The organism is Janibacter limosus (assembly GCF_004295485.1).
Lineage (GTDB): Bacteria > Actinomycetota > Actinomycetes > Actinomycetales > Dermatophilaceae > Janibacter > Janibacter limosus_A.
In genome coordinates, this window is record NZ_CP036164.1 from 292,657 (window position 1) to 315,636 (window position 22,980).

Sequence of the window (22,980 nt, forward strand, 5' to 3'; positions counted from 1 at the left end):
GCGGATGCCGATCTCCGTCACGACCAGCGAAGCCGGAGAGGTCAACATCGTCCACGTCAGTGGTGAGATCGATGTGACCTCCGCCGCCGTGCTGCGCGATGCCCTCGAGGCGCTCATCGCCGATGGACGCCGCCGCCTGACCCTCGACCTCGGTGGAGTGACCTTCATGGACTCCACCGGTCTGGGCATCGTCGTCGGTCGGCTCAAGAAGCTGACCCGCCACGGCGGGACCCTCACCGTCGTCGTCTCCCACGAGCGGGTGCTGCGCGTCTTCACCATCACCGGGCTCGATCGACTCATCGACATCCACCCCGATCTCGAGGGCGCCGTCCGGGCGGCAGGAGCCGTCAGCGCCTGACGCAACCCAACCGGCCCCATGCGCGTCTGGACCTGACAACAACAGGTCGACGACAGGGGATGGTCGGAATGGAAGACAACGTCGTGGTGATCAGCCGGGCCGGGGAGCGGTCGCTGCCCGCGGAGCTGGTCAGGCAGGTCCGCGAGAGGGCCGCCATCGACTTCGTCGTGCGGCAGCACGCGCCGGGGCCGCAGGAGACTGCTCGACTGCTGAGCCGGGCCACCGTGCTCGCGACGACCAATGTCACCCTGCCCGCGCTCGACGACGAAGTGCTGCGGCGCCTGCCCGACCTGCGTCGGGTCGTGCTCCTGGCCACCGGCCACGAGCACGTCGACGACGAGCTGCTCGCTCGTCACGGGGTGGACCTAGTGACACTTCCCGCGTATGCCACGACTGCCGTGGCCGAGCACGCCCTGGGTCTCGTGCTCACGCTGGCGACCCGCGCGCACCTGGCCAACGACCGGTCGCGCGGCCTGGTCCCGACGGACACCTCGCTGCGCGGCATCGAGCTGGGCGGCCGGACGCTCGGGATCATCGGCGTGGGGCGCATCGGCACCCACCTCGCCCGGATCTCCCACGGGATCGGCATGCAGGTCATCGGCAGCGACATCGACGCGGATGCGTGCACGGTCGCCGGGGCAGCCGGACTCGAGATGACCTCGACGGACCAGCTGCTCACGCGGTCCGACGTCGTCGCCGTGTGCGCATCGACGGACCGCGCGCACTCGACGATCGTCGACGCGCGCCGGGTGGGGCTGCTGCGGGAGGGGGCCTTCCTCGTCAACGTCGGTCGTCCGGTCCTCGTCGACACCGGGGCCGTCGTCGCCGCCCTGCGGTCACGACGGCTGAGGGGCTACGGCGTCGACGAGGTCGTGCTCGACCCCGGGGGCCATGCCGATCTCCTGATGGAGGGGCGGGCCCTGCAGACAGGGCACAGTGCGTGGTGGCGCGACGAGGCCCTCGAGCGGGGGGCCACGCAGTTCGGTCAGGCGATCCTCGACTGCCTGACCGAGGTCGCCGAGGAGCGAGCGGCATGACGACTCGGGCCCGCGGCGCCGTGGTCGCCGCACTCACCGTCACCGGGCTGGTCGTGCCCGCCCTGCTCTTCGTCGCGCAGTACCCCCGCTGGTGGGTGTGGATCGCCCAGGAGCAGGTCCCGATGACCTGGTTCCAGTCGGTCGCCCTCGTGCTCGCCGGGGCGGTCAGCCTGCTCGCGTGGTTCGTGAGCCGCACGGCGGACGTGACACCGAGGAGCGGCTTCGCCCTGCTGGCCGTGGGATTCGCCGCGCTCGCCTTCGACGAGCGCTTCGCCGTGCACGAGCGCGTCCGCGACGGGGTCCTGGCACCTCGTGGGGTGCGGCTGCCGCTGCTGACCTGGATCGCTCCCGGGGACTTCCTGCTCGTGCTCGTCGCGGCCTGCGGGTTGCTCCTGCTGCCACTGGTGCTGCGCACGATCCGGGTCGACCGATGGGCCCGGACCCTCTTCGGCATCGGGGTCGCCTTGTCGTTGGTCGCGGTCGGCACCGACTCGATCGACCCGGGCAGCTGGTCGGTCGGGGCCGAGCGGGTGCAGCAGTCCCTCGAGGAGTGCATCGAGCTGTGGGCGGGGTTGTCCTACCTCGGGGCGGTCACCCTGCGCCTGATGTCGCTGGTGACCGAGCACGTCACCCCGGCCGGCATCGCGGACCCGGCCCCGCGGGAAGGGAGGGCCGCCACTGCGAACCCGGCTGGCAGCGCGAACCCGACCCCGTCGGAGGATGCGGCCGGGGCGACGGGTGGCTCGGGGGCGCCCGCGGAGGAGTCCGTGCGCTGAGTCCTCCCCACGCGGGCGACTGAGCAGTAGTGTGAGGCAACGGTCGTGCCGCCACGACGACGGTCCGGCCGTGACCCGCGTCCATCAAGGAGGATGGCATGGCAGGCACGTATTCGACCGTGGTCAGCGCTTCGGCGATCGAGCTCGGCGGCACCAACTTGGGCCTGGTCGGCGGCGTGGCCGTCATCGGCCTGGTCGCCCTCGTGCTGGGGGTGGTCCTGCGGGGGCAGGTTCTCGCCGCCGAAGCCGGCACCGAGCGCATGCAGGAGATCGCCGGAGCGGTCGAGGAGGGCGCGCACGCCTACCTGCGGCGGCAGTTCCGCACCTTGGTCGTCTTCGTCGCACTCGTCTTCGTCCTGCTCCTCTTCCTCCCGGCCGACTCGCAGGCCGTGCGTTGGGGTCGCTCCGGGTTCTTCATCCTGGGCGCGGCCTTCTCCGCGGCGATCGGCTACCTCGGCATGTCCCTCGCCGTGAAGGCCAATGTCCGGGTGGCCCAGGCGGCCCGATCGACGGGACGCGACGACGGGATGCGCATCGCCTTCCGCACCGGAGGGACCGTCGGCATGTTCACCGTCGGTCTCGGGCTGCTCGGCGCCGCCGTCGTCGTCCTCGTCTACCGGGGTGACGCGCCCAAGGTCCTCGAGGGATTCGGCTTCGGCGCAGCGCTGCTCGCGATGTTCATGCGCGTCGGGGGTGGCATCTTCACCAAGGCCGCCGACGTCGGCGCCGACCTCGTGGGCAAGGTCGAGGCCGGGATCCCCGAGGACGACCCCCGCAATGCCGCGACCATCGCCGACAACGTGGGCGACAACGTCGGTGACTGCGCGGGGATGGCCGCAGACCTCTTCGAGTCCTACGCCGTCATGCTCGTCGCCGCCCTCATCCTCGGCTCCGCGGCCTTCGGCGCCTACGGGCTCGTCTTCCCACTCCTCATCCCCGCCATCGGTGCGGTGACCGCGATGATCGGGATCTTCATCACCCGGGCCAGGGCAGGCGAGTCCGCCCTCGACGCCATCAACCGGGGCTTCTACATCTCGGCGGTCATCTCCGCCGTGCTCTGCGCTGCCGCTGCCTACCTCTACCTGCCGGGCGCCTACGCCGACCTCGGCTCCACCGACGAGACGGTCTCCCAGCTCGTGGGCGACCCGCGCCGCGCAGCCCTCCTCGCAGTGGTCCTGGGCATCGTCCTGGCGGCGGTCATCCTGCGGATGACCGGCTACTACACCGGCACCGACAAGCGGCCGACGATGGACGTGGCCCGCACCACCGAGACCGGTGCCGCCACGGTGATCCTCTCCGGCATCAGCCTCGGCCTCGAGTCGGCCGTCTACAAGGTCGTGACGATCGCGGTCGTCATCTACCTCGCCTTCCTCCTCGGTGGCTCGTCCGTGGTCCTGGGACTGTTCTTCATCGCGCTCGCCGGGTGCGGGTTGCTGACCACGGTCGGCGTCATCGTCGCCATGGACACCTTCGGCCCCGTCTCGGACAACGCGCAGGGCATCGCCGAGATGTCCGGTGACGTCGACGAGGAGGCCGCGCAGATCCTCACCGAGCTCGACGCGGTCGGCAACACGACCAAGGCCATCACCAAGGGCATCGCCATCGCCACCGCGGTGCTCGCCGCCACCGCGCTCTTCGGCAGCTACACGGATGCGTGGCGCTCGGCACTGTCCGGGGTCGCGCAGGGGAGCGTCAGCCCCGAGCGCATCGCCGACCTCGAGCTCATGGTCAACACCCAGATCGTCTCGCCGAGCGTCCTCGTGGGCGTGCTCATCGGAGGCGCGGTCGTCTTCCTCTTCTCCGGCCTCGCCATCAACGCCGTCACCGTGGCGGCGGGGTCCATCGTGCACGAGGTGCGGCGACAGTTCCGCGAGCACCCCGGGATCATGGCGGGGACCGAGAAGCCCGAGTACGCCCGCGTCGTCGACATCTGCACCCGGGACTCGCTGAGCAAGCTCGCGACCCCGGGCCTGCTCGCTGCGCTGACGCCGATCATCGTCGGCTTCGGGCTCGGCATCGGGGCGCTGGCCGGCTTCCTCGCCGGTGCCATCGCCTGCGGTGCGCTCATGGCCGTCTTCCTCGCCAACTCCGGTGGCGCCTGGGACAACGCGAAGAAGATCGTCGAGGACGGCAACCACGGTGGCAAGGGCTCACCCGGTCACGAGGCCGCGATCATCGGCGACACGGTCGGCGATCCCTTCAAGGACACGGCCGGCCCGGCGATCAACCCGCTCATCAAGGTGATGAACCTCGTCGCGGTCCTCATCGCGCCGGCCATCATCACCCTTTACCTCGGGGACAGCACCGACCAGATCGTCCGCTGGGGGATCGCGCTCGTGGCACTGCTGATCATCGTCGTGGCCCTCGTCATCACCAAGCGCGACGACGTGGCGATGAGCAGCACCGAGGCGGAGCCGGCGGTAGACCGGGCCTGAGATCCGCACGACCTCAAGGAGATGCGCGGCCGGGAGGGCACGACCTTAAGGAGATGCGCAGCCGGGAGCGCACGACCTTAAGGAGATGCGCAGCCGGGAGCGCACGACCTTAAGGAGATGCGCAGCCGGGAGCGCACGACCTTAAGGAGATGCGCAGCCGGGAGCGCACGACCTCAAGGAGATGCGGTGGGCGGGTGACGAAGGGGGGAGGGCCCGGGAGGTGCACCCCGCACTAGGCTCGGCGTCGTGACCTCCACGGCGACCCCGCGCACCGACCCGGCCCTGCTCGACTCGCTCCGGCAGGACCTCGCCGACGCCCCCTTCGGCGTCGACGAGGTCCGGGCCAGGCTCGGCGACCTCGCCGCCAACGCACTGGGCCGTGAGCAGACGCTGCCGGCCCGACGCGCGGTCGCCGGCGCGCGGGACGCGCTCGGGGTGCTCGTCGGGTGCTTCGGGCTCGGGCTGCCCACGGCCGCGGACGACCTCGCCAGGGCGCTGCCCCGCACGGGGGTCACCGGTGCGGTGACGCTCGGCATCGTCGAGCCCCACGGCGCGCACGTCGTCGCGACCTGCGACCTGCGGCCCTACGGGGACGACGAGGGACGCTCCTGGTGGGTGGCGTCCGACCCGACCGACCACACCCGGACCGGGCCGTTGCCCGTCGACCACGTCCTCGGCATCGGCGGGGCGTCCTCGACCCTCGCCTCGTGGACCCCCCGCACCCGGGTCGCCCGGGCGCTCGACGTCGGCACCGGCTGCGGGGTCCAGGCCCTGCACCTCTCCGGGCACGCCGACGCGGTCGTCGCCACCGACCTGTCGCGTCGGGCCCTGGGGTACGCCGCCTTCAACGCCGCACTCAACCAGGCCGACTGGGACCTGCGCGAGGGATCCTTCCTCGAGCCGGTCGCCGGAGAGGCCTTCGACCTCGTCGTGAGCAATCCCCCCTTCGTCATCACGCCCCGGTCCGCAGGGGTGCCGCTCTACGAGTACCGCGACGGCGGCGCCGCCGGCGACGCGGTCGTCGAGGCGCTGACCAAGGGCGTGGGCGCCCACCTCGCGCCGGGCGGGGTCGCCCAGCTCCTCGGCAACTGGGAGACCGCGGCGGGGCAGGACTGGCGCGAGAGGTTGGGGGAGTGGGTCGCGGCCAGCGGGCTCGACGCCTGGGTGGTGCAGCGCGACGTGCAGGACCCGGCGGAGTACGCCGAGCTGTGGTCCCGCGACGGCGGCCACCTGCCCGGGACCAGCGAGTACGAGGCGCTCGTCGGCGCCTGGCTCGACGACTTCGCCGCGCGTGGGGTCGAGCAGATCGGCTTCGGCATCATCACGCTGCACCGACCGACGACCCAGCGGGCGCCCTTCGTCGACCTCGTCGAGCTCACCGGACCGGTGGCCTCCCCGATGGGGCCGACCATCGTGGCCGGGCTCGCGGCGCGCGACCGGCTCGCCGGCATGGACGACGACCAGGTCCTGGACACCGCCTGGACCTGCGCAGCGGACGTGACGACCGAGACCCACGCGGCCCCGGGTGCGAGCGACCCCAATGTCATCGTGCTGCGGCAGGGCGGCGGGCTCGCCCGCTCGATCAGGCTCGACACCCTCGACGCCGCCCTCGTGTCGGTGAGCGACGGCGAGCTCACCGCACGCCAGTCGCTCATCGCCATCTCGGCGCTGCTCGACCTGCCGACCGGGGAGTCGCTCGGGGCCGGAGCCGCTCTCGTGCGGCGGTTGGCGGCGGACGGTCTGCTGCTGCCGGGATGACATGACGAAGGGCGGCCGGAGTCCGGCCGCCCTTGGTCAGCTGGCTCGAGGTGCTCGAGCCGGTCAGGTCATCAGAAGGTGATCTTCCAGTCGTCGTCGACCTTCTTCAGCTTGATGTCCTGCTCCTTGTCGTCCTTGTTCTTGACGGTGACCGTGGCGGTCTTCTCGTCCTCGGCGATCTCGGACTTGACGATGTTGATCTCGTCGTCCTCGCCGATGTCGCCGGTCAGCTCGTCCTCGCTGGCCTTCATCGCGTCGGCGCAGGACTGGCCGTCGGGCGAGCCCGCCTCGATGGTCTTGACCAGCTCGGGGTCGATCGTGTCGCAGACGGTCTTGAAGTCCTTGTCCTTGAGCGCCTGACCGAAGGACTCGACGGTCTTCTCGGCGTCGTTGCCGCCGCCGCAGCCGGCGAGGCCGAGGGTCAGTGCGCTGGCAGCGACGATGGTGGCGAGCTTCTTCATGTGGGTGGTCCTCCCTGTCGGTGCCCGACGTGGCGTCGGACGGTGTCCTGGGGACGACCCTAACGACCACGGGGCCGGTCAGCGATGGGGAGGACTACCCACGCCCGTGTCGCTCCTCACGTCGCGATCGGCCGCCGCGAGCGGCCGACGCGATCGGCTGGTGCGAGCGGCCGACGATCAGCTGAACTGCCAGGACCGCTTGGACAAGCCGAACCAGAACCCGTCGACGGCCACGGCCCGCTCGCTCGCGCCGGAGGCCTCTGCGGCGCCCGCCGCGACATACAGGGGAGCCCAGTGCTCCGTGCGCGGGTGCGCCTCGTGGGCTGCGGGTGCGACCTCGAGCATGCGCTCGAGGGCATCGAGGTCACCGGACCCGACGGTCTCGGCGGCCCAGTGGTCGAACTCGCTGGACGCCGCCGGGGGCGCGGCGTCCGCGCCGGCGCGCGGGTTGAACCACCGCAGGTTGTGGGTGGTGAAGCCGGAGCCGACGATGAGCGTGCCCTGGTCCCGCAGCGGCGCGAGGGCACGGCCGAGGTCGACGAGCGCGTGCGGGTCGAGGGTGGGCATCGACATCTGCAGCACCGGGATGTCGGCCTCCGGGTACATCTCGACGAGAGGCACGTAGGCGCCGTGGTCCAGGCCGCGGGTCTCGTCGTGCTGGACGTCGACCCCCTTCGCCGCGAGGAGGCCGGACACCTCGCTGGCCAGCTCGGGTGCCAGGGGGGCGTCGTACCGGACGTCGTAGTAGTGCTGGGGGAATCCCCAGAAGTCGTAGGTCAGCGGGACCTTGCGCTGCGTGGGGCTGACGGTGACGGGCGCGTCCTCCCAGTGGGCCGAGATCATCAGGATGTTCTTCGGCTTCTCGAAGGATCCGGACCAGCGGGCCAGCTCGGCGGTCCAGCGGGCGTCGTCGGCCAGCGGGGGAGCGCCGTGGGACAGGAAGAGCACGGGTGGGGTCGTCATGGCCCTCACAATACTTGTACCTACAATTAAAATCAAGAGGAGCGATCTCACCACCACCCCGCCGTGCGAAGGGGGTTGACGGCCCGTAGTACGGTCGGCGCCAGATGCACCCCGACGTCGAAGCAGCGACGAATCCGCTGCACGTGGGGTCAGGAATGAGGCGCACATGGCCACCAAGCTCGTCATCGTGGAGTCACCCGCCAAGGCCAAGACCATTGGTGGGTACCTCGGCTCGGACTACGTCGTCGAGGCGTCGGTGGGCCACATCCGCGACATCCCGACCCCCTCCGAGATGCCGGCGGAGATGAAGAAGGGCCCCTTCGGCCGCTTCGGGATCAACATCGAGGAGGGCTTCGAGCCCTTCTACGTCGTCGACCCGGACAAGAAGAAGAAGGTCGCCGAGCTCAAGCGCCTGCTCAAGGACGCCGACACCCTCTACCTCGCCACAGATGAGGACCGTGAGGGCGAGGCCATCGCCTGGCACCTCCTCGAGACACTCAAGCCCAAGGTCCCCGTGAAGCGGATGGTCTTCCACGAGATCACCAAGGAGGCCATCCAGCGCGCGGTCGAGGAGACCCGCGAGCTGGACATCGACCTGGTCAACGCCCAGGAGACCCGCCGCATCCTCGACCGTCTCTACGGCTACGAGGTCTCGCCGGTCCTGTGGCGCAAGGTCAAGGCAGGCCTGTCCGCCGGTCGCGTCCAGTCGGTCGCGACCCGCATCGTCGTCGAGCGTGAGCGCGAGCGGATGGCCTTCAAGGTCGCCTCGTACTGGAGCGTCGAGGGCACCTTCAGCTCGACGTCCGCTCCCTTCGCCGCACGGCTTGCCTCCCTCGACGGGACCAAGGTCGCCACCGGAAGCGACTTCGACGACACCGGATCGCTCAAGGGCACCGCCCGGCAGCTGGACGAGCGGGCCGCGACCGCGGTCGCCGAGGCCACGATCGCCGCCGCGGTCACGGTCTCGTCCGTCACGGAGAAGCCCTACACCCGCCGGCCGTACGCCCCCTTCACCACCTCGACGCTGCAGCAGGAGGCCGGTCGCAAGCTCGGCCTGGGCGCCAAGGCGGCCATGGGCGTGGCGCAGAAGCTGTACGAGAACGGCTACATCACCTACATGCGTACCGACAGCACCAACCTGTCGGGCTCCGCGATCGCTGCCGCCCGCGGCCAGGCCAGGGACATGTACGGCGCCGACTTCGTCCCGGAGTCGCCGCGTGTCTACGGCAAGAAGTCGAAGAACGCCCAGGAGGCGCACGAGGCGATCCGCCCCGCCGGGGACCGCTTCCGCACCCCCGCCCAGGTGGCCGGCGAGCTGCGCGGTGACCAGTTCAAGCTCTACGAGCTGATCTGGAAGCGGACCGTCGCCTCGCAGATGGCCGACGCCAAGGGCTCGACCGCGACGATCAAGCTGGGCGCCGACCTCGGCGGGTGCGAGGTCGCCACGACGGCCGAGTACTCGGCCTCGGGCACGGTCATCACCTTCAAGGGCTTCCTGGCCGCCTACGAGGAGGGCACCGACGAGCCGCGAGAGTCCAAGAAGGACGGCGAGGCACGTCTGCCGAAGCTCTCCGAGGGCGCAGCGGTCGACGTCGTCGACGCCAACGCCTCGGGGCACGAGACCTCGCCGCCCGCGCGCTACACCGAGGCCTCCCTCGTGAAGAAGATGGAAGAGCTCGGCATCGGCCGACCCTCCACCTATGCCTCGACGATCAGCACCATCCAGGACCGTGGGTACGTCCGCAAGAAGGGGAGTGCCCTGGCTCCGACGTGGCTCGCCTTCGCCGTGACCCGGCTCATGGAGGTCCACTTCAGCCGCCTCGTCGACTACCGCTTCACCGCCTCGATGGAGGAGGACCTCGACGAGATCGCCTCCGGCTCGGCCGAGCGGGTGGCGTGGCTGCAGCGCTTCTACTACGGCGACGGCCAGGGCAGCGAGGGGCTCGCCAGCCTCGTCTCGGACCTGGGCGACATCGACGCCCGCGCGATCTCGACGATCGACATCGGCGACGGCATCGTCGTCCGCGTCGGTCGGTACGGCCCGTACGTCGAGGAGGTCGTGCCGAAGGGGGTTGACCCTGCCACCGGTGAGGTCACCGACGAGACCAAGACGACGCCGGCGCCCAAGCGGGCGACGATCAACGACGACGTGGCCCCCGACGAGCTGACGCCGGCGATGGCCCGCGAGTTCCTCGCGGCCGCTGCCGACGACGGGCGGGTGCTCGGGCAGGACCCCGAGACCGGTCGCGAGGTCATCGTCAAGAACGGCCGCTACGGGCCCTTCGTCACCGAGGTGCTCGAGGAGGCCGCGGACGACAAGCCCAAGCGTGGCAAGGCGAAGGCCAAGCCGCGCACGGCCTCGCTCTTCAAGAGCATGGACCCGGCCACCGTCGACCTGGAGCAGGCGCTGCGCCTGCTCTCCCTTCCTCGCACCCTCGGCACGGTCACCGAGACCACGACCGCGGAGGACGGCACCGAGACGCAGGTCGAGGTGCCGATCACGGCGCAGAACGGCCGCTACGGCCCGTACCTGAAGAAGGGGACCGACTCGCGCTCGATCGAGACCGAGGAGCAGATCTTCGCGATGACCCTCGAGGAGGCGCTCGCGATCTATGCCCAGCCCAAGCAGCGTGGGCGGGCCGCCGCCAAGCCGCCCCTGGCCGAGTTCGGCGAGGACCCGGTGAGCGGCAAGAAGGTCGTCGTCAAGGACGGTCGCTTCGGTCCCTACGTCACCGACGGTGAGACAAATGCCACGCTGCGCCGTGACGACGAGCCCGAGACGCTCACTGCCGAGCGGGCCTACGAGCTGATCGCGGAGAAGCGGGCCAAGGGGCCCAGCACCCGCAAGAAGTCGGCGAAGAAGGCGACCAAGAAGGCCGCGAAGAAGACCGTGAAGAAGGCCGCGGCGAAGAAGACCGCCAAGAAGACGGCGGCCAAGAAGTCCTGATCACGAGGGTGGGTCCGGCAGCGCGAGCCGTTGCCGGGTCCAATACCCGTGGGTATGGTCGCCTCGACCGCGCACCAGAGGAGCTGCACATGGACCTGGACCCGTCGACATTCGAGTCGATGACCCCGCAGGAGTTCGCCCGGACCGTCAAGGCGATGTCCGACAACGAGATCGCCGAGGTGATGCGCGGCGAGCACCGGGTGCCGATCCTGGACGCGATCTTCGGACGATTCCCCGAGCTCTTCCGCGCGGACAAGGCGGGGGCACTGAGCGCCGTCATCCAGTTCCGCATCACCGGTGGACCCGACGACCACCCCCACGACACCTACGAGGTCGTCATCGACGACGGTGCCTGCTCGATCTCGGACGCCCCCGGCGAGCAGTTCGACGCGTCGCTGATGATGGCGCCGCCGGAGTTCACCAAGATCGCCACCGGTCGAGGCAACCCGACGATGCTCGTGATGCGGGGCAAGATCAAGGTCAAGGGCGACATCGCCGTGGCCGCCAAGTTCCCGACACTCTTCGACATCCCGAAGGCGTGACACCGCAATGAATCCCCTGATCATCGCCAAGACCATGGCCAAGCGCGGCATGCTCAACCCCGGGCCGCCCGTCGCCCAGGTCAAGCAGCTGACCGCACTGAAGAAGTGGGGCTTCGGCCTCGCCGGCGAGCTGCGCCAGGCCGCCAACCGCTCCCCGGAGACGGTCGCCGTCATCGACGAGACCCGCGGCGAGACGACCTATGCGCAGCTGCTCGCCAACTCCGAGAAGATCGCCGTCATCCTGCGGGAGATGGGCTTCGGTCCCGGTGACCGGATCGGCCTGCTGGCCCGCAACCACGTGCAGGCCATCGAGGTCATGACCGCCACCTCGGCCGTCGGGATCGACCTCGTCCTGGGCAACACCGGCCTGGCCGGGCCGCAGCTCGCGGTCGTCCTGGAGCAGCAGGGCGTCAAGGCGCTCATCCACGACGACGAGTTCGCCGAGGTCGTCGCCCACCTGCCCGAGTCGATGCCCAAGGTCACCGAGACCGAGCTGGCCAGCCGGGTGGCGCAGACCGCGCGGCCCGACTCCCTCCCGGTCCCGGCGAAGGGGGGCCGCACGGTCATCCTGACGTCCGGCACCACCGGTACGCCGAAGGGCGCCGCCCGCAAGACCCCGGGTGGCTTCGGTCCGCTGATCTCGATCATCGACCGGATCCCGCTCCGCGCGCACGACCGGATCCTGATCTCCGCGCCGATCTTCCACACGTGGGGCTACGCCGCGATGCAGCTGTCGATGGCACTGCGCGCCACGATCATCCTGCAGCGCCGCTTCAAGCCCGAGTCCGCCCGCGCGGCCCTCGACGAGCTGCAGCCCGACGCGATGTTCGCCATCCCCGTCATGCTGCAGCGGATGATGGAGCTGCCGAGCGACCCGGCCGCCCGATCGCGACGCAGGCTGCGCGTCGTCGCGACCTCCGGATCGGCCTACCCGTCCGGCTTCACGACGAAGTTCATGGACGAGTACGGCGACGTCCTCTACAACCTCTACGGGTCCACCGAGGCCTCCTGGGTCTGCATCGCGACCCCGGAGCACATGCGGCGCGACGCCAACACCGCTGGCACCCCGCCCCTGGGCACCGTCGTCAAGATCCTCGACGAGGACGGCCGCGAGGTCGCCCCGGGCGAGAAGGGCCGGATCTTCTGCGGCAACGAGCTCGTCTTCGACGGGTACACCAACGGCAACACCAAGGACTTCATCGACGGGCTCGTCTCGACCGGCGACATGGGCCACGTCGAGGGCGACCTGTACTTCGTCGACGGGCGTGACGACGACATGATCGTCAGCGGCGGCGAAAACGTGTACCCCATCGAGGTCGAGGGCCTGCTCGCCGAGCACCCGGCCGTGCGCGAGATCTCGGTCATCGGTGTGCCGGACCCCGACTTCGGTCAGCGGCTCGCGGTCTTCGTCGCGCTCAACGAGGGTCACGAGCTCTCGGCCGACGAGCTCAAGGACCACGTGCGCGCCCACCGGGCCCGCCACTGCGTCCCGCGCGAGGTCGTCTTCATGGACGAGCTGCCGCGCAACGCGACGGGCAAGATCCTCAACCGGGAGCTGCGCAAGCACTTCGCTTGATGGGCCCTGCCTGCCCTCGGTCCAGCTGGGTGCGGGTGAAGGGCAAGGGATGGCCCCAAGACTCCGGCCGTGGACGGACTGCGTCATGAGTCGGGCCATCCCCTTGCCTTCACCCGCTTCTCCGGTTCCATCGGGCTACTTGCGGGTACGACGTGCACTTGTCAGGTGACCGCGATGAAGTCCCCCGGAATTGCGGGAGTCGTCGGCGCGAGGCGACGAGAGGTGCACGTCGTACCCGCAAGTAGCTACTAGGGATCGGAGCGGCGATGCGGTTGTGGAGCCTGGATCCTGCCCAGCTGGACCGGGCGGCGCTCGTCTCGGGCTGGCGCGAGGGGCTGCTCGCGCAGGCCGTGCTGCTCGGACGGACGAAGGGGTACACGCGCCACCCGCAGCTCGAGCGCTTCCGTGAGCTCGACGAGCCGGCGACGGGTGTCATCACCTGGCTGGCCGGGCTGGCCGACGAGGCCGACCGGCGCGGCTACCGCTTCGACCGCACCCGTCTGGCCGGGGTCGCCGACGAGACCCTGCGCATGACCGTCACCGACGGGCAGCTCGCGCTGGAGTACCAGCACCTGCTCGCCAAGTGCGACCAGCGTGCGCCCGAGTGGGCGGCACGGCTGAGGACGGAGCCGGCCCGACCGCACCCGGTCTTCGAGGTCGTCGAGGGCCCGGTCGCCTCGTGGGAGCGGGCCGTCCTGCCCTGAGCCCGGCCTCGAGCCGGACCCGAGCCCGGCCTCGAGCCTGACTCAGAGCCAGGCGCCGAAGGCCAGCGGCTCGCGGGTGAATCGGTAGGTCGCCCAGTTGAAGTGGCTCACCGCTCCCGACTCGTCGCGCTGCACCCGCAGCAGCTCGCCGCTCTCGCGGCCGGAGACCGTGCGATAGCGGTCGGTGCCGTCGGGCTCCAGGATCGACGGCGGCTGCTCCTTGGGCTGACCGGCCACGCGCGCCTCGAGCTTGCCCTCCCGCACCGACAGCACGAAGTGGGTCCCCTCCGAGTACCAGTGCCCGAGCAGCGGGACGAGGTCCTCGGGGACCGTGGTGCCGGGCTGCCACGGCTCGGGGACGACGGGTTCGCGCTCGATCGCGATGGTGGCGAGCTCGATCGCGGCGGCACCCGGCGCCACGGGCGCGGAGTTGTTCATGAAGATCAGGCCGGTCGTCGCCGAGGAGCGCTCGGTGAAGACGCCCGTGATCGAGCCGGGCCAGCCGCCGGTGTGGCCGACCCAGGTGCGCCCCTCGTGGCGGACGAGCTGCAACCCCAGACCCCACGCGGAGGTCCAGCCGATCGGGTCCGACATGACCTGCGGCTGGCACATCTCCTCGAGGGTGTCGGGGGAGAGGATCTCGTCCACCGGGGCCGCGATGAAGCCGCCCCACCGCGCCATGTCGGTCAGGGTCGAGCGCAGCCCACCGGCCGGGTCCATGGCGCGCGCCTCGAAGACCGGCTCCTCGAGCGGCACATCGGCGAAGGGGGGCACGTAGTACCCCTTTGCCCGGCGCCCGGACGGGAGCGTCCCGGTGCGCGTCATCTCGAGCGGGTCGAGGATCCGACGGCGGATCGAGTCCTCCCACGAGCACCCGTCGAGGCGGGAGATGATCTCGCCGAGGACGGAGAAGGCGAGGTTGGAGTAGTGCCAGCGGTCGTGCGGTCGGCCCACGCGCTCCGCCCCGGGCCATCCCGTCAGCAGCTCCTCGCGGCTGGGCATGACCATGGTGTCGAAGACGTCGCCGACCGGCTCGCGCTGCATCCCGGAGGTGTGCGAGAGCAGCTGGCGGATCGTCACGCGGGCGTGCGAGCTGTCGGACAGGTGGGTCTCGACGGTGTCGTCGAGGTCGAGGCGGCCCTCGTCGCGCAGTGCCATGACGGCCACGGCGGTGAAGGTCTTGGAGTTGCTCGCGACGGCGTACTGGGTGTCGGCGTCGGGTGCGTCCCCGGGGGAGGCGAGGTCGATCGTCCCGACCCCGGTGGACCACTCCAGGGCGCCCGCGCGGGCCACCCCGGCCGCGAGGCCAGGGACCCGCCCATCGGTCTGGGCGGTCAGGGCGCGGATGGTGAGGGCTCGGCCGGTCTCGTCGCTGAAACTCATGATCCCCAACGTATCGCCGGCTGGTCCCGGGTGTCCGACCGGTGCCATAGGGTCGACGACGTGACGGACAGTGGCTACTTCATCGCCTTCGAGGGCGGCGACGGCGCGGGCAAGTCGACGCAGGTGCGTCACCTCGTGGCGGCGCTCGAGGAGGCCGGTCGCGAGGTCGTCGTGACCCGCCAGCCGGGCGGCACGACGCTGGGCTCCGCGCTGCGCGACCTCGTGCTGCACGGTGAGCACATCACCCCACGCGCCGAGGCACTGATCTTCGCCGCGGACAAGGCCCAGCACGTCCAGGAGGTGATCCTCCCTTCGCTCGCCCGCGCAGCGGTGGTCGTCACCGATCGCTACACCGACTCCTCCGTCGCCTACCAGGGCGCCGGGCGCTCGCTGGGCGCGGACGAGGTGGCCCACCTGCAGTCATGGGCCGTCGGTGGGCTGACCCCGCACCTCACCGTGCTCGTCGACGTCGACCCGGGCGAAGGGAGGCGTCGTCGCGGTGGCACGCACGACCGGATGGAGTCGGAGGCCGACGCCTTCCACGCTGCGGTTCGTGAGCACTTCCTGGCGATGGCGAAGGGAGCCCCCGAGCGTTATCTCGTCGTCGACGGCTCCGCCCCGGCGCTCGAGATCGCCGCGCAGGTCCGGCAGCGACTGGTCCGGGAGGGTGTGCTGTGAGCGCCCCGGTCGCCGATCAGCAGCCCCCGATCTGGCGCGATGTCGTCGGCCAGACCCAGACGATCCAGACCCTCCAGCGCGCCGTCAGCGACGCGGCCGCGATGACCCACGCGTGGCTCTTCACCGGGCCGCCCGGGTCCGGCCGATCGACTGCGGCGCGGGCCTTCGCCGGGGCGCTGCTGTGCCCTGCCGGTGGCTGCGGCGAGTGCCGCGAGTGCCGGACGGCGCTCGACGGCACGCACGCCGATGTCGACGTGCTGGCCACCGAGGCACTGTCGATCGGTGTCGCCGCCACCCGCGACCTCGTCCAGCTGGCGGGTCGCTCGCCGAGCGTCGGCCGGTACCGGATCATCCTCATCGAGGACGCCGACCGCCTGACCGAGCAGTCCGGCAACGCCCTGCTCAAGGCCCTCGAGGAGCCGACGCCCCGGACCGTGTGGCTGCTGTGCGCCCCGAGCCTCGAGGACGTGCTCATCACGGTGCGCTCGCGCTCGCGGCACGTGCGGCTGCGCACCCCCCCGGTCGCCGAGGTCTCCCGGCTGCTGCAGCGCCGCGACGGCATCGACCCCGGCATGGCGACCTATGCCGCACGAGCCGCCCAGAGCCACATCGGGCTGGCCAAGCGACTGGCCACCGACGAGGGCGCGCGCATCCGGCGGCGCGACACGATCGCCATGTCCGCGCGCATCCGCGGCGTCTCCGACGCCGTCGGCGCCGCCGCCGACCTGCTCCAGATCGCCGAGCAGGAGCGTGACCGCACCCTCGAGACCCGAGGCGCCGCGGAGAAGCAGCGTCTCCTCGAGACGCTCGGCGCCGACCCGAGCGCCCGGACCCAGCCCCCGCACGTGCGGGCCCAGGTCAGCGCGCTGGAGAAGGAGCAGAAGACGCGGGCCACTCGCTTCACCCGCGACATGATCGACCGCGCCCTCGTCGACCTGCTCTCGGTCTACCGCGACGCGCTCGTCCTGCACGCCGGGTCACCTGTGGCCCTGGTCAACGAGGACGCCCGGCCCGTCGTCGAGGAGGTCGCTCGCTCGTTCAGCGGCGAGGGCCTGCTCCTGAGCATGGAGGCGATCGCCACTGCGCGCGAGCGCATCGCGGCCAATGTCGCGCCGCTGCTGGCGCTCGAGGCCATGGCCGTGTCGCTGCAGCTGCCTGCTGCTCGTTAGACCGCTCGGTGGCGTCGGCCGGTGAGCGCTGATCCGGAGCGGGACAGGCGGCAGGTAGCGTCTGGGCCATGATCCGTCGCACGCACCGCCCCCTTCGTGTCCTGGCGGCGGCTGTGGCACTCCTCCTGCCGCTGTCGGGGTGCTCACTGCTCGAGCCGGACATCGCGCCGACGGGACTGTCCACGGGGGACAAGCGCCCGCCCGAGGGGACGACGGGCCTGGAGCCCTTCTACGAGCAGGCCCTGCAGTGGGGTGACTGCGACACGGGCTCGGGGGAGTGCGCGAAGCTCACGGTCCCGGTGGACTACGACGACCCCGGCGGCACGACGATCGAGATCGCCGTGCTGCGGATGCCGGCGAAGAAGCAGGCTGCGGGATCCCTGGTCGTCAACCCCGGCGGGCCGGGAGGCTCGGGCGTGGACTACGCGGCGGCCGCCGACAACATCGTCAGCCCACAGATCCGCAGGTACTTCGACGTCGTCGGCTTCGACCCGCGGGGTGTGGGACGTTCGGCCCCCATCGACTGCCTGAGCGACTCCGACCTGGACGCCTACCTGGCCAAGGACCCGACGCCGGACACCACCGAGGAGTGGGCGACGGACAACGCGCAGCAGAAGTCCTTCGGCCAGGGGTGCAAGGCCAAGAGCGGCGACCTCCTGGGGCATGTCTCGACGGCGGAGGCCGCTCGGGACATGGACGTGCTCCGGGCGGCACTCGGCGACGGCAAGCTGACCTATCTCGGGAAGTCCTACGGAACCTATCTCGGCGCGACCTACGCCGACCTCTTCCCCGACCGCGCTGGCCGTCTCGTGCTCGACGGGGTCATGCCCCCCGACCTGTCGGCGGAGGAGTCCGTCATCGGCCAGGCCACAGGCTTCGACACCGCGACCAAGGCCTGGGCCCGCAGCTGCGTCGACAACGACTGCCCGCTCGGCAACAGCGTGGACGAGGTCGTGGGGAACGTGCAGGACCAGCTGGTGCAGCTCGACCAGAACCCGCTGCCGGCGTCGGCAGGCATCGAGCTGACGGAGGGGTGGGCGACCTACGGCATCGCGCAGGCTCTCTACGACCAGGGGATGTGGTCGCAGCTGACCGATGCCCTCGTCAGTGCGCAGGACGGCGACGGCAGTCCGCTCGCCCAGCTCGGACGCGCCTACGCGGGCCGCGACGCGAACGGCCGCTACGCGACGAACCTCTTGGAAGCGCTCCCTGCCGTCAACTGCCTGGACCGCCCCGAGGAGGGCGATGACCAGCAGGCGCTCATCGACAAGGCCGTCGCGGCTGCGCCGATCTGGGGCCGCGCGCTCGCCTCGGAGTCCCCGTGCCCCCAGTGGCCGATCGACGCCACCAACACCCCCCACAAGATCGCCGCGAAGGGGGCCGACCCGATCCTCGTCGTCGGCACCACCCGCGACCCGGCCACGCCGTACGAGTGGGCCGTGCGCCTGCACGAGCAGCTCGCGGACTCGGCCCTCGTCACCCACGAAGGCGACGGCCACACCGCGTACATGCGGCAGAACGACTGCGTGGACAAGGCAGTGGACCAGTACTGGCTCACCGGCAAGACGCCCGAGGGAGGCGAGCTCACCTGCTCGGAGTGACCCCGCGGGCTGAGGACTTCTACCCCTTCGGTCGAGGTGGCCCGTGGACCAGAATGCAGGCGTGACCACACCTCGTCAGCACGTGAAGAACGCCGCAGGCTTCGTCCTGGTGTGGCTCGTCGCCAAGGTGGCCCACCGGGTGCGCTTCCGGGCCGGAGAGATCCCACGCACCGGGCCCGTGATCCTCGTGGCCAACCACCTCACGATGACCGACCCGCTGGCGGTGGCCCGGGTGGTCATCGGGCACCGACGTTTCCCCCACTTCCTCGCGATGCAGGAGGTCTTCGGCTGGCCGGGTGTCGGCGCGCTGGCTCGGGTCACCGGTCAGATCCCGGTCGCACGAGGGTCGGCGGCTGCGGGTGACGCTCTCGACAGCGCCTCCGAGCGGCTGGATCAGGGACAGCTCGTCGCGCTCTACCCCGAGGGCCGGCTCACGACCGAGGTCGACCGGATGCCGGGGCCGGCGCGGACCGGTGCTGCTCGGCTTGCGCTGCGTCATCCCGAGGCAGTCGTCATCCCGATCGGCACGTGGGGGCCGCAGCAGGGCCACCACCACATCTGGCACCGCCACACCGCCTGCCTGTCGGTGGGCCCCCGCCTTGACCTGTCGGTCTGGGCAGAGCGCACCGACGACGCGGCCGCGCGGGAGGTCACGGACGTCATCATGACCGCCATCCGTGACGAGATCGGCCATGCCCAGCAGATGTGGAGCGCACGCTAGGACCAGCAAGGCCCGCGAGAGCCTGGCGTCGTTGACGGCGCCTGGTTGCCCGGAGAGGGTCGGCCAAGTGCTCATAACGACGCCGGGCCGGGCCGGCTGCATGTCGAGTGGGGGTACCAAGGGGGTACCAACGTCAGGGCGAAGGGGGAGTGGCCGAAAACGTGCAGCCCGCAGAACCGACGAAGCCCCCCGAGTTACCGGGGGGCTTGCGTGGAGCCGCCTGTCGGAATCGAACCGACGACCTTCTCATTACGAGTGAGACGCTCTAGCCGACTGAGCTAAGGCGGCGTGCGCCCGAGGACGCGAGGCACGAGTATACGGATCCGGGCCCGTGCGACGTAATCGGGGCCGCGCGTGGCTTCGAGGCTCGGCCGCGGGCGGCCTCGCACCTCAGCCAGCGAGGGCCGTCGGGGTGTTGATCCGCTCCAGGACGACCTCGGCGATGACCTCGGGGTGGGTCTCCATCAGCCAGTGCCCGGTGTGCAGCTCGCGGGTGATCGCCAGCTCGGGCCGGTCGCCGGCTCGCCGACGCAGCTGCTCGACCGTGTGGTCCGTCGACACCTTGGCAAAGGCCGGGTCCTTGCTGCCCCAGACGAAGGCGGTGGGGATGACCCGGCGGTGCACGCTGCGGCGGGGACCCCCCTTCGCCCTGCGCTTGCGCCAGATCAGGGTGGGGGAGAGGGCTGCCCGGTACCAGGCGAAGGTGCCCTCGGCGGCGCCGGGAGACTTCAGCCGGCGGGCGTCGTGGGCGGCGCGCTCGCGAGGCATCCCGATCTTCTCGAGGATCTGCTGGGCGAAGAGCCGGAAGAACAGGACCGGGAGCACCGGCAGCGCGAAGAGCGCCATGTACCAGCTGTGCTTCAGCTGGTCACCCGAGCGCACGCCCTTGGCCATCGCGGACGGGCTCGGCGTGGACAGCACGGTGAGGGTCGCGACGCGCTCGGGCGCGCGGGCAGCGATGGCCCAGGCCAGCGCTCCGCCCCAGTCGTGCCCGACGATGTGCGCCTGCTCGGCACCGACCTCGTCGAGCAGCGCGACGACGTCGGCGACCATCTCGGTGATCTCGTAGTCGAGGTGGTTGCCGGGGCGGGCGCCGGGGGAGTATCCGCGCAGGTCGGGCGCGATGACCCGCACACCGGTCGTGGTGAGCAGGGGCGTCACCTTGTCCCACGCCGTGCGGTCCTGCGGCCAACCATGCAGCAGGACAACGAGATCCGCGCCCTCGGGGCCGGAGTCGTCGACGTCGAAGGTCAGGCCGTCACGGGAGTAGTAGCGCACGATCCGAACCGTAGTTCATGTGTGCGGTTGGATGGGAGTGTGAGCACCCAGCGCTTCGTCTTCCACCACGAGTGGTCGCTCCCCGGTCCCGCCGAGCCGGTCGTCGCCGCGCTCGCCGACATCGAGCACTACCCGCGCTGGTGGCCCCAGGTCCGGTCGGTGGAGCAGCTGGACGACCGGTCCGGGCAGGTGCAGATCCGCAGCCTGCTGCCGATCACGCTGCAGCTCGTCCTCACCCGTGACATCGAGGACCACGAAGGGGGCCGCCTGCGCGTCGTCCTCGACGGTGACCTCAGCGGGTGGGCCCAGTGGTCGATCGCATCGAGCGGGGGTGCGACGACCGCGGTCTTCGACCAAGACGTGAGGGTCGCCGCCCGGTTGTCCCGGGCGGCGACCCTCGCGCCTGCGGTGCTGCGAGCCAACCACGCGTGGATGATGCGGCAGGGCCGCCGCGGGTTGGCTGGTGACCTGGTCAGTCGTCGCTGAGCGGGTTCTCCTTGGTCGCGAGCTCCTCGCGGGCCCGTGCGGCGGCGGCCTTGATGTCGTCCTCCGAGTGCGTGACGTCGGGCTGCGTGGTGTGCCCGGCCGGCATGTTCCAGCGGGCGGTGCTCATGCCGTTGGCCTTGGCGCGCTCGACGGCCTCGCGGACGGTCTGCTCGGCCTCCTCGCGACCGACCCAGTGGGCACCCTCGACGGACTTGCCGGGCTCGAGGTCCTTGTAGGTCTCGAAGAAGTGCTGTATCTCGAGGCGGTCGAACTCGCTGATGTCCTCGAGGTCCTTGATGCCCTCCTTGCGCGGGTCGCCCGCGGGGACGCACAGGACCTTGTCGTCGCCGCCGGCCTCGTCGCGCATGTGGAACATGCCGATCGGCCGGGCGCGCACGAGGCAGCCGGGCCAGGTCGGCTCGTCCAGGAGCACGAGGGCATCCAGCGGGTCGCCGTCCTCACCGAGGCTGTCCTCGACATAGCCGTAGTCGCTCGGGTAGGCCATGGAGGTGAAGAGCATGCGGTCGAGGCGGATGCGCCCGGTGGCGTGGTCGACCTCGTACTTGTTCTTCTGGCCCTTCGGGATCTCGATGGTGACGTCGAACTCCACAGGTGTACCTCTTGTCCGTGATGGGTGAACTACTCTCGGGGCCAGTGTTCCACCACCACCGCCGAAACACCGCAGGGGGCCACGCGTGCGCCGCGCACTGATCGCACTGACCTCTGTCGCAGCCCTCGTCGTGGGCTACGGCGTGGCCGACGCCAACGACCGGGTCCCGGGCGTCCTGACGATCGACGAGGCCGTCTCCGAGCAGGTCCCCCGGCCGGTCGAGCCGGCCGTGGTCCTGCCGCCCGCGTCCAAGAGCGCGCCTGCACCGACCGACGCCGGCATCACCCGGGCCCTGCGCGACGACGTCCGCGACAAGCAGCTCGGGCCCCGCGTCGGTGTCGTCGTGCGCGACGCACTGACCGGCGAGACCCTCTACTCCCTCGGCGAGGACCGCCCCCAGACGCCCGCCTCGACGGCCAAGCTCCTCACGGCTGCCGCGGTCGCCGAGCGCGCCGACCTGAGCACGACCATGACCACCACGGTGGTGCGCGGCGAGGGCGACGAGCTCGTCCTCGTCGCCTCCGGGGACACGATGCTCGCCAAGGGCGCGGGCGACCCGACCACGGTCGAGGGCCGGGCCGGCCTGGCCGACCTGGCCAAGCAGGTCGCCGCCTCCCTGGGGACGAAGGGGGGAGCCCGCCACTCCCTTCGCCTCGACGCCACGTACGCGGCCGGCGAGCGCTACGCGCCGACGTGGGACATGGCCGACGTCGCCGCCGGCTACACCCAGGGCGTGTCGATGGTGGGCCTCGCCGGCGACCGACCCGAGCCCTTCAAACCTTCGCCACGCTTCCCGGAGAAGGCCGTCCTCAAGGCCTTCGCGGCCCAGCTGAAGAAGGCGGGCGTCACGGTCTCCGTCGACGACTCGGCCGCGTCGTGGAAGCAGGCGGCCCCGCAGGGTGCCGAGCAGCTCGGGGCCGTGGAGTCGGCGCCCCTGGGCGACGTGCTCGCCCTCGCGCTCGACCACAGCGACAACGCCCTGACCGAGAACGTCGCCCGGCAGGCCGCCGTGGCCGACGGCGCCGGCTCGTCCTTCGCCGAGGTGACCGCCTGGGTGCGCTCCACCCTCGAGGGGGCCGGGATCGACCTCACCGGCGTGCGGCTCAAGGACAACAGCGGCCTCAGCTCCGGCCAGGTCGTGCCCGCGCGGGTGACCTCCGACGTGATGCAGCTGGGCATCACCGGGTCGGCGCAGACGATGAGCCTGGTCCTGTCGGAGCTGCCGATCGCCGGGCTGACCGGGACCCTGCACGAGCGCTTCCAGACCAGCGCCTCGCACGCCGCCGCGGGCATCGCCCGGGCCAAGACCGGCACCCTCACGGGTACCTCGGCGCTGGCGGGGACGACGACGACGCAGGAGGGGCGACTGCTGTCCTTCGTGCTCGTCGCCGATCGCGTCCCTTCGACAACGGGCACCCTGGGCGCTCGGGCGGCCCTCGACAAGATCGTGGCCGACCTGACCGCCTGCGGCTGCCGCTGAGTAGTCCGTCCGCGCAG

20 protein-coding genes and 1 tRNA gene are annotated in these 22,980 nt (G+C 71.1%); 15 read left to right on the plus strand and 6 right to left on the minus strand.

Going from position 1 to position 22,980, the window contains the following annotated elements; genetic code table 11:
* The first annotated feature begins 4 nt into the window (after positions 1-4).
* From EXU32_RS01435 to EXU32_RS01455, 5 genes are all read left to right on the plus strand, one after another.
* Positions 5-358 carry an STAS domain-containing protein gene (locus tag EXU32_RS01435; protein ID WP_130628290.1) on the plus strand — a complete coding sequence of 118 codons (354 nt, stop codon included), beginning with the start codon at positions 5-7 and terminating at the stop codon, positions 356-358.
* 68 nt (positions 359-426) lie between these two features.
* Positions 427-1,395: a 2-hydroxyacid dehydrogenase gene (locus EXU32_RS01440; RefSeq protein WP_165399534.1), complete on the plus strand. Its 969-nt coding sequence runs from the start codon at positions 427-429 to the stop codon at positions 1,393-1,395.
* Positions 1,392-2,171, plus strand: coding sequence for a hypothetical protein (locus EXU32_RS01445; RefSeq protein ID WP_130628292.1), 780 nt, complete (start codon positions 1,392-1,394; stop codon positions 2,169-2,171). The genes EXU32_RS01440 and EXU32_RS01445 overlap by 4 nt, the downstream gene beginning before the upstream one ends.
* Positions 2,172-2,269: 98 nt before the next feature.
* Positions 2,270-4,606: a sodium-translocating pyrophosphatase gene (locus EXU32_RS01450; RefSeq protein WP_130628293.1), complete on the plus strand. Its 2,337-nt coding sequence runs from the start codon at positions 2,270-2,272 to the stop codon at positions 4,604-4,606.
* A 246-nt stretch (positions 4,607-4,852) separates the two neighbouring features.
* Positions 4,853-6,364, plus strand: coding sequence for a DUF7059 domain-containing protein (locus EXU32_RS01455; RefSeq protein ID WP_130628294.1), 1,512 nt, complete (start codon positions 4,853-4,855; stop codon positions 6,362-6,364).
* Between the two features lie 71 nt (positions 6,365-6,435).
* On the opposite strand, the gene EXU32_RS01460 is transcribed toward EXU32_RS01455, so the two are convergent.
* Complete coding sequence (locus tag EXU32_RS01460) at positions 6,436-6,825, minus strand: DUF4878 domain-containing protein (protein WP_130628295.1); 390 nt, start codon at positions 6,823-6,825, stop codon at positions 6,436-6,438.
* Positions 6,826-7,002: 177 nt separating this feature from the next.
* On the minus strand, positions 7,003-7,788 hold the full coding sequence (locus EXU32_RS01465) for a dioxygenase family protein (protein ID WP_130628296.1): 786 nt from the start codon (positions 7,786-7,788) through the stop codon (positions 7,003-7,005).
* A gap of 166 nt (positions 7,789-7,954) precedes the next feature.
* Between EXU32_RS01465 and topA the strand changes: the two genes are divergently transcribed.
* The 4 genes from topA (at position 7,955) to EXU32_RS01485 (ending at position 13,557) form a co-directional block, all read left to right on the plus strand.
* A complete protein-coding gene (topA, locus tag EXU32_RS01470; RefSeq protein WP_130628297.1) occupies positions 7,955-10,735 on the plus strand; it encodes a type I DNA topoisomerase in 2,781 nt (926 codons plus the stop codon).
* An 89-nt stretch (positions 10,736-10,824) separates the two neighbouring features.
* Positions 10,825-11,277 (plus strand): SCP2 sterol-binding domain-containing protein, encoded by a 453-nt coding sequence (locus EXU32_RS01475; protein ID WP_130628298.1) that lies wholly within the window; start codon positions 10,825-10,827, stop codon positions 11,275-11,277.
* Positions 11,278-11,284: 7 nt separating this feature from the next.
* Positions 11,285-12,853 carry an AMP-binding protein gene (locus tag EXU32_RS01480; RefSeq protein WP_130628299.1) on the plus strand — a complete coding sequence of 523 codons (1,569 nt, stop codon included), beginning with the start codon at positions 11,285-11,287 and terminating at the stop codon, positions 12,851-12,853.
* Positions 12,854-13,119: 266 nt separating this feature from the next.
* Positions 13,120-13,557: a pyrimidine dimer DNA glycosylase/endonuclease V gene (locus EXU32_RS01485; RefSeq protein WP_130628300.1), complete on the plus strand. Its 438-nt coding sequence runs from the start codon at positions 13,120-13,122 to the stop codon at positions 13,555-13,557.
* A gap of 42 nt (positions 13,558-13,599) precedes the next feature.
* On the opposite strand, the gene EXU32_RS01490 is transcribed toward EXU32_RS01485, so the two are convergent.
* On the minus strand, positions 13,600-14,940 hold the full coding sequence (locus EXU32_RS01490; protein ID WP_130628301.1) for a serine hydrolase domain-containing protein: 1,341 nt from the start codon (positions 14,938-14,940) through the stop codon (positions 13,600-13,602).
* A gap of 60 nt (positions 14,941-15,000) precedes the next feature.
* On the opposite strand from EXU32_RS01490, the gene tmk reads away from it, so the two are divergent.
* The 4 genes from tmk (at position 15,001) to EXU32_RS01510 (ending at position 19,109) form a co-directional block, all read left to right on the plus strand.
* Positions 15,001-15,618, plus strand: a complete 618-nt coding sequence (tmk, locus tag EXU32_RS01495; protein ID WP_130628302.1) for a dTMP kinase — start codon at positions 15,001-15,003, stop codon at positions 15,616-15,618.
* Positions 15,615-16,787, plus strand: coding sequence for a DNA polymerase III subunit delta' (locus EXU32_RS01500; protein ID WP_130628303.1), 1,173 nt, complete (start codon positions 15,615-15,617; stop codon positions 16,785-16,787). The genes tmk and EXU32_RS01500 overlap by 4 nt, the downstream gene beginning before the upstream one ends.
* Positions 16,788-16,855: 68 nt before the next feature.
* Positions 16,856-18,388 carry an alpha/beta hydrolase gene (locus tag EXU32_RS01505; protein WP_130628304.1) on the plus strand — a complete coding sequence of 511 codons (1,533 nt, stop codon included), beginning with the start codon at positions 16,856-16,858 and terminating at the stop codon, positions 18,386-18,388.
* A gap of 61 nt (positions 18,389-18,449) precedes the next feature.
* Entirely contained in the window at positions 18,450-19,109 is a 660-nt protein-coding gene (locus EXU32_RS01510; protein WP_130628305.1) for a lysophospholipid acyltransferase family protein, read from the plus strand.
* Positions 19,110-19,320: 211 nt separating this feature from the next.
* Here the strand turns inward: EXU32_RS01510 and EXU32_RS01515 are convergent.
* Positions 19,321-19,397, minus strand: a tRNA-Thr gene (locus EXU32_RS01515).
* A 102-nt stretch (positions 19,398-19,499) separates the two neighbouring features.
* Positions 19,500-20,387 (minus strand): alpha/beta fold hydrolase, encoded by an 888-nt coding sequence (locus tag EXU32_RS01520; RefSeq protein ID WP_130628306.1) that lies wholly within the window; start codon positions 20,385-20,387, stop codon positions 19,500-19,502.
* Between the two features lie 39 nt (positions 20,388-20,426).
* On the opposite strand from EXU32_RS01520, the gene EXU32_RS01525 reads away from it, so the two are divergent.
* The gene (locus tag EXU32_RS01525) at positions 20,427-20,873 is read left to right on the plus strand and encodes an SRPBCC family protein (protein WP_130628307.1); all 447 of its coding nucleotides are present in this window, start codon (positions 20,427-20,429) and stop codon (positions 20,871-20,873) included.
* Here the strand turns inward: EXU32_RS01525 and EXU32_RS01530 are convergent.
* The gene (locus EXU32_RS01530) at positions 20,860-21,483 is read right to left on the minus strand and encodes an inorganic diphosphatase (RefSeq protein ID WP_130628308.1); all 624 of its coding nucleotides are present in this window, start codon (positions 21,481-21,483) and stop codon (positions 20,860-20,862) included. The genes EXU32_RS01525 and EXU32_RS01530 overlap by 14 nt on opposite strands.
* Before the next feature lie 85 nt (positions 21,484-21,568).
* On the opposite strand from EXU32_RS01530, the gene dacB reads away from it, so the two are divergent.
* Positions 21,569-22,963 carry a D-alanyl-D-alanine carboxypeptidase/D-alanyl-D-alanine endopeptidase gene (gene dacB / locus EXU32_RS01535; RefSeq protein ID WP_130628309.1) on the plus strand — a complete coding sequence of 465 codons (1,395 nt, stop codon included), beginning with the start codon at positions 21,569-21,571 and terminating at the stop codon, positions 22,961-22,963.
* The last annotated feature ends 17 nt before the right edge of the window (positions 22,964-22,980 follow it).

Coding starts and splice junctions, on each gene's coding strand:
- EXU32_RS01435 (WP_130628290.1), top strand. CDS start 5: ATGCCGATCTCCGTCACGACCAGCGAAGCCGGAGAGGTCAACATCGTC.
- EXU32_RS01440 (WP_165399534.1), top strand. CDS start 427: ATGGAAGACAACGTCGTGGTGATCAGCCGGGCCGGGGAGCGGTCGCTG.
- EXU32_RS01445 (WP_130628292.1), top strand. CDS start 1,392: ATGACGACTCGGGCCCGCGGCGCCGTGGTCGCCGCACTCACCGTCACC.
- EXU32_RS01450 (WP_130628293.1), top strand. CDS start 2,270: ATGGCAGGCACGTATTCGACCGTGGTCAGCGCTTCGGCGATCGAGCTC.
- EXU32_RS01460 (WP_130628295.1), bottom strand. CDS start 6,825: ATGAAGAAGCTCGCCACCATCGTCGCTGCCAGCGCACTGACCCTCGGC.
- EXU32_RS01465 (WP_130628296.1), bottom strand. CDS start 7,788: ATGACGACCCCACCCGTGCTCTTCCTGTCCCACGGCGCTCCCCCGCTG.
- topA (WP_130628297.1), top strand. CDS start 7,955: ATGGCCACCAAGCTCGTCATCGTGGAGTCACCCGCCAAGGCCAAGACC.
- EXU32_RS01475 (WP_130628298.1), top strand. CDS start 10,825: ATGGACCTGGACCCGTCGACATTCGAGTCGATGACCCCGCAGGAGTTC.
- EXU32_RS01480 (WP_130628299.1), top strand. CDS start 11,285: ATGAATCCCCTGATCATCGCCAAGACCATGGCCAAGCGCGGCATGCTC.
- EXU32_RS01485 (WP_130628300.1), top strand. CDS start 13,120: ATGCGGTTGTGGAGCCTGGATCCTGCCCAGCTGGACCGGGCGGCGCTC.
- EXU32_RS01490 (WP_130628301.1), bottom strand. CDS start 14,940: ATGAGTTTCAGCGACGAGACCGGCCGAGCCCTCACCATCCGCGCCCTG.
- EXU32_RS01505 (WP_130628304.1), top strand. CDS start 16,856: ATGATCCGTCGCACGCACCGCCCCCTTCGTGTCCTGGCGGCGGCTGTG.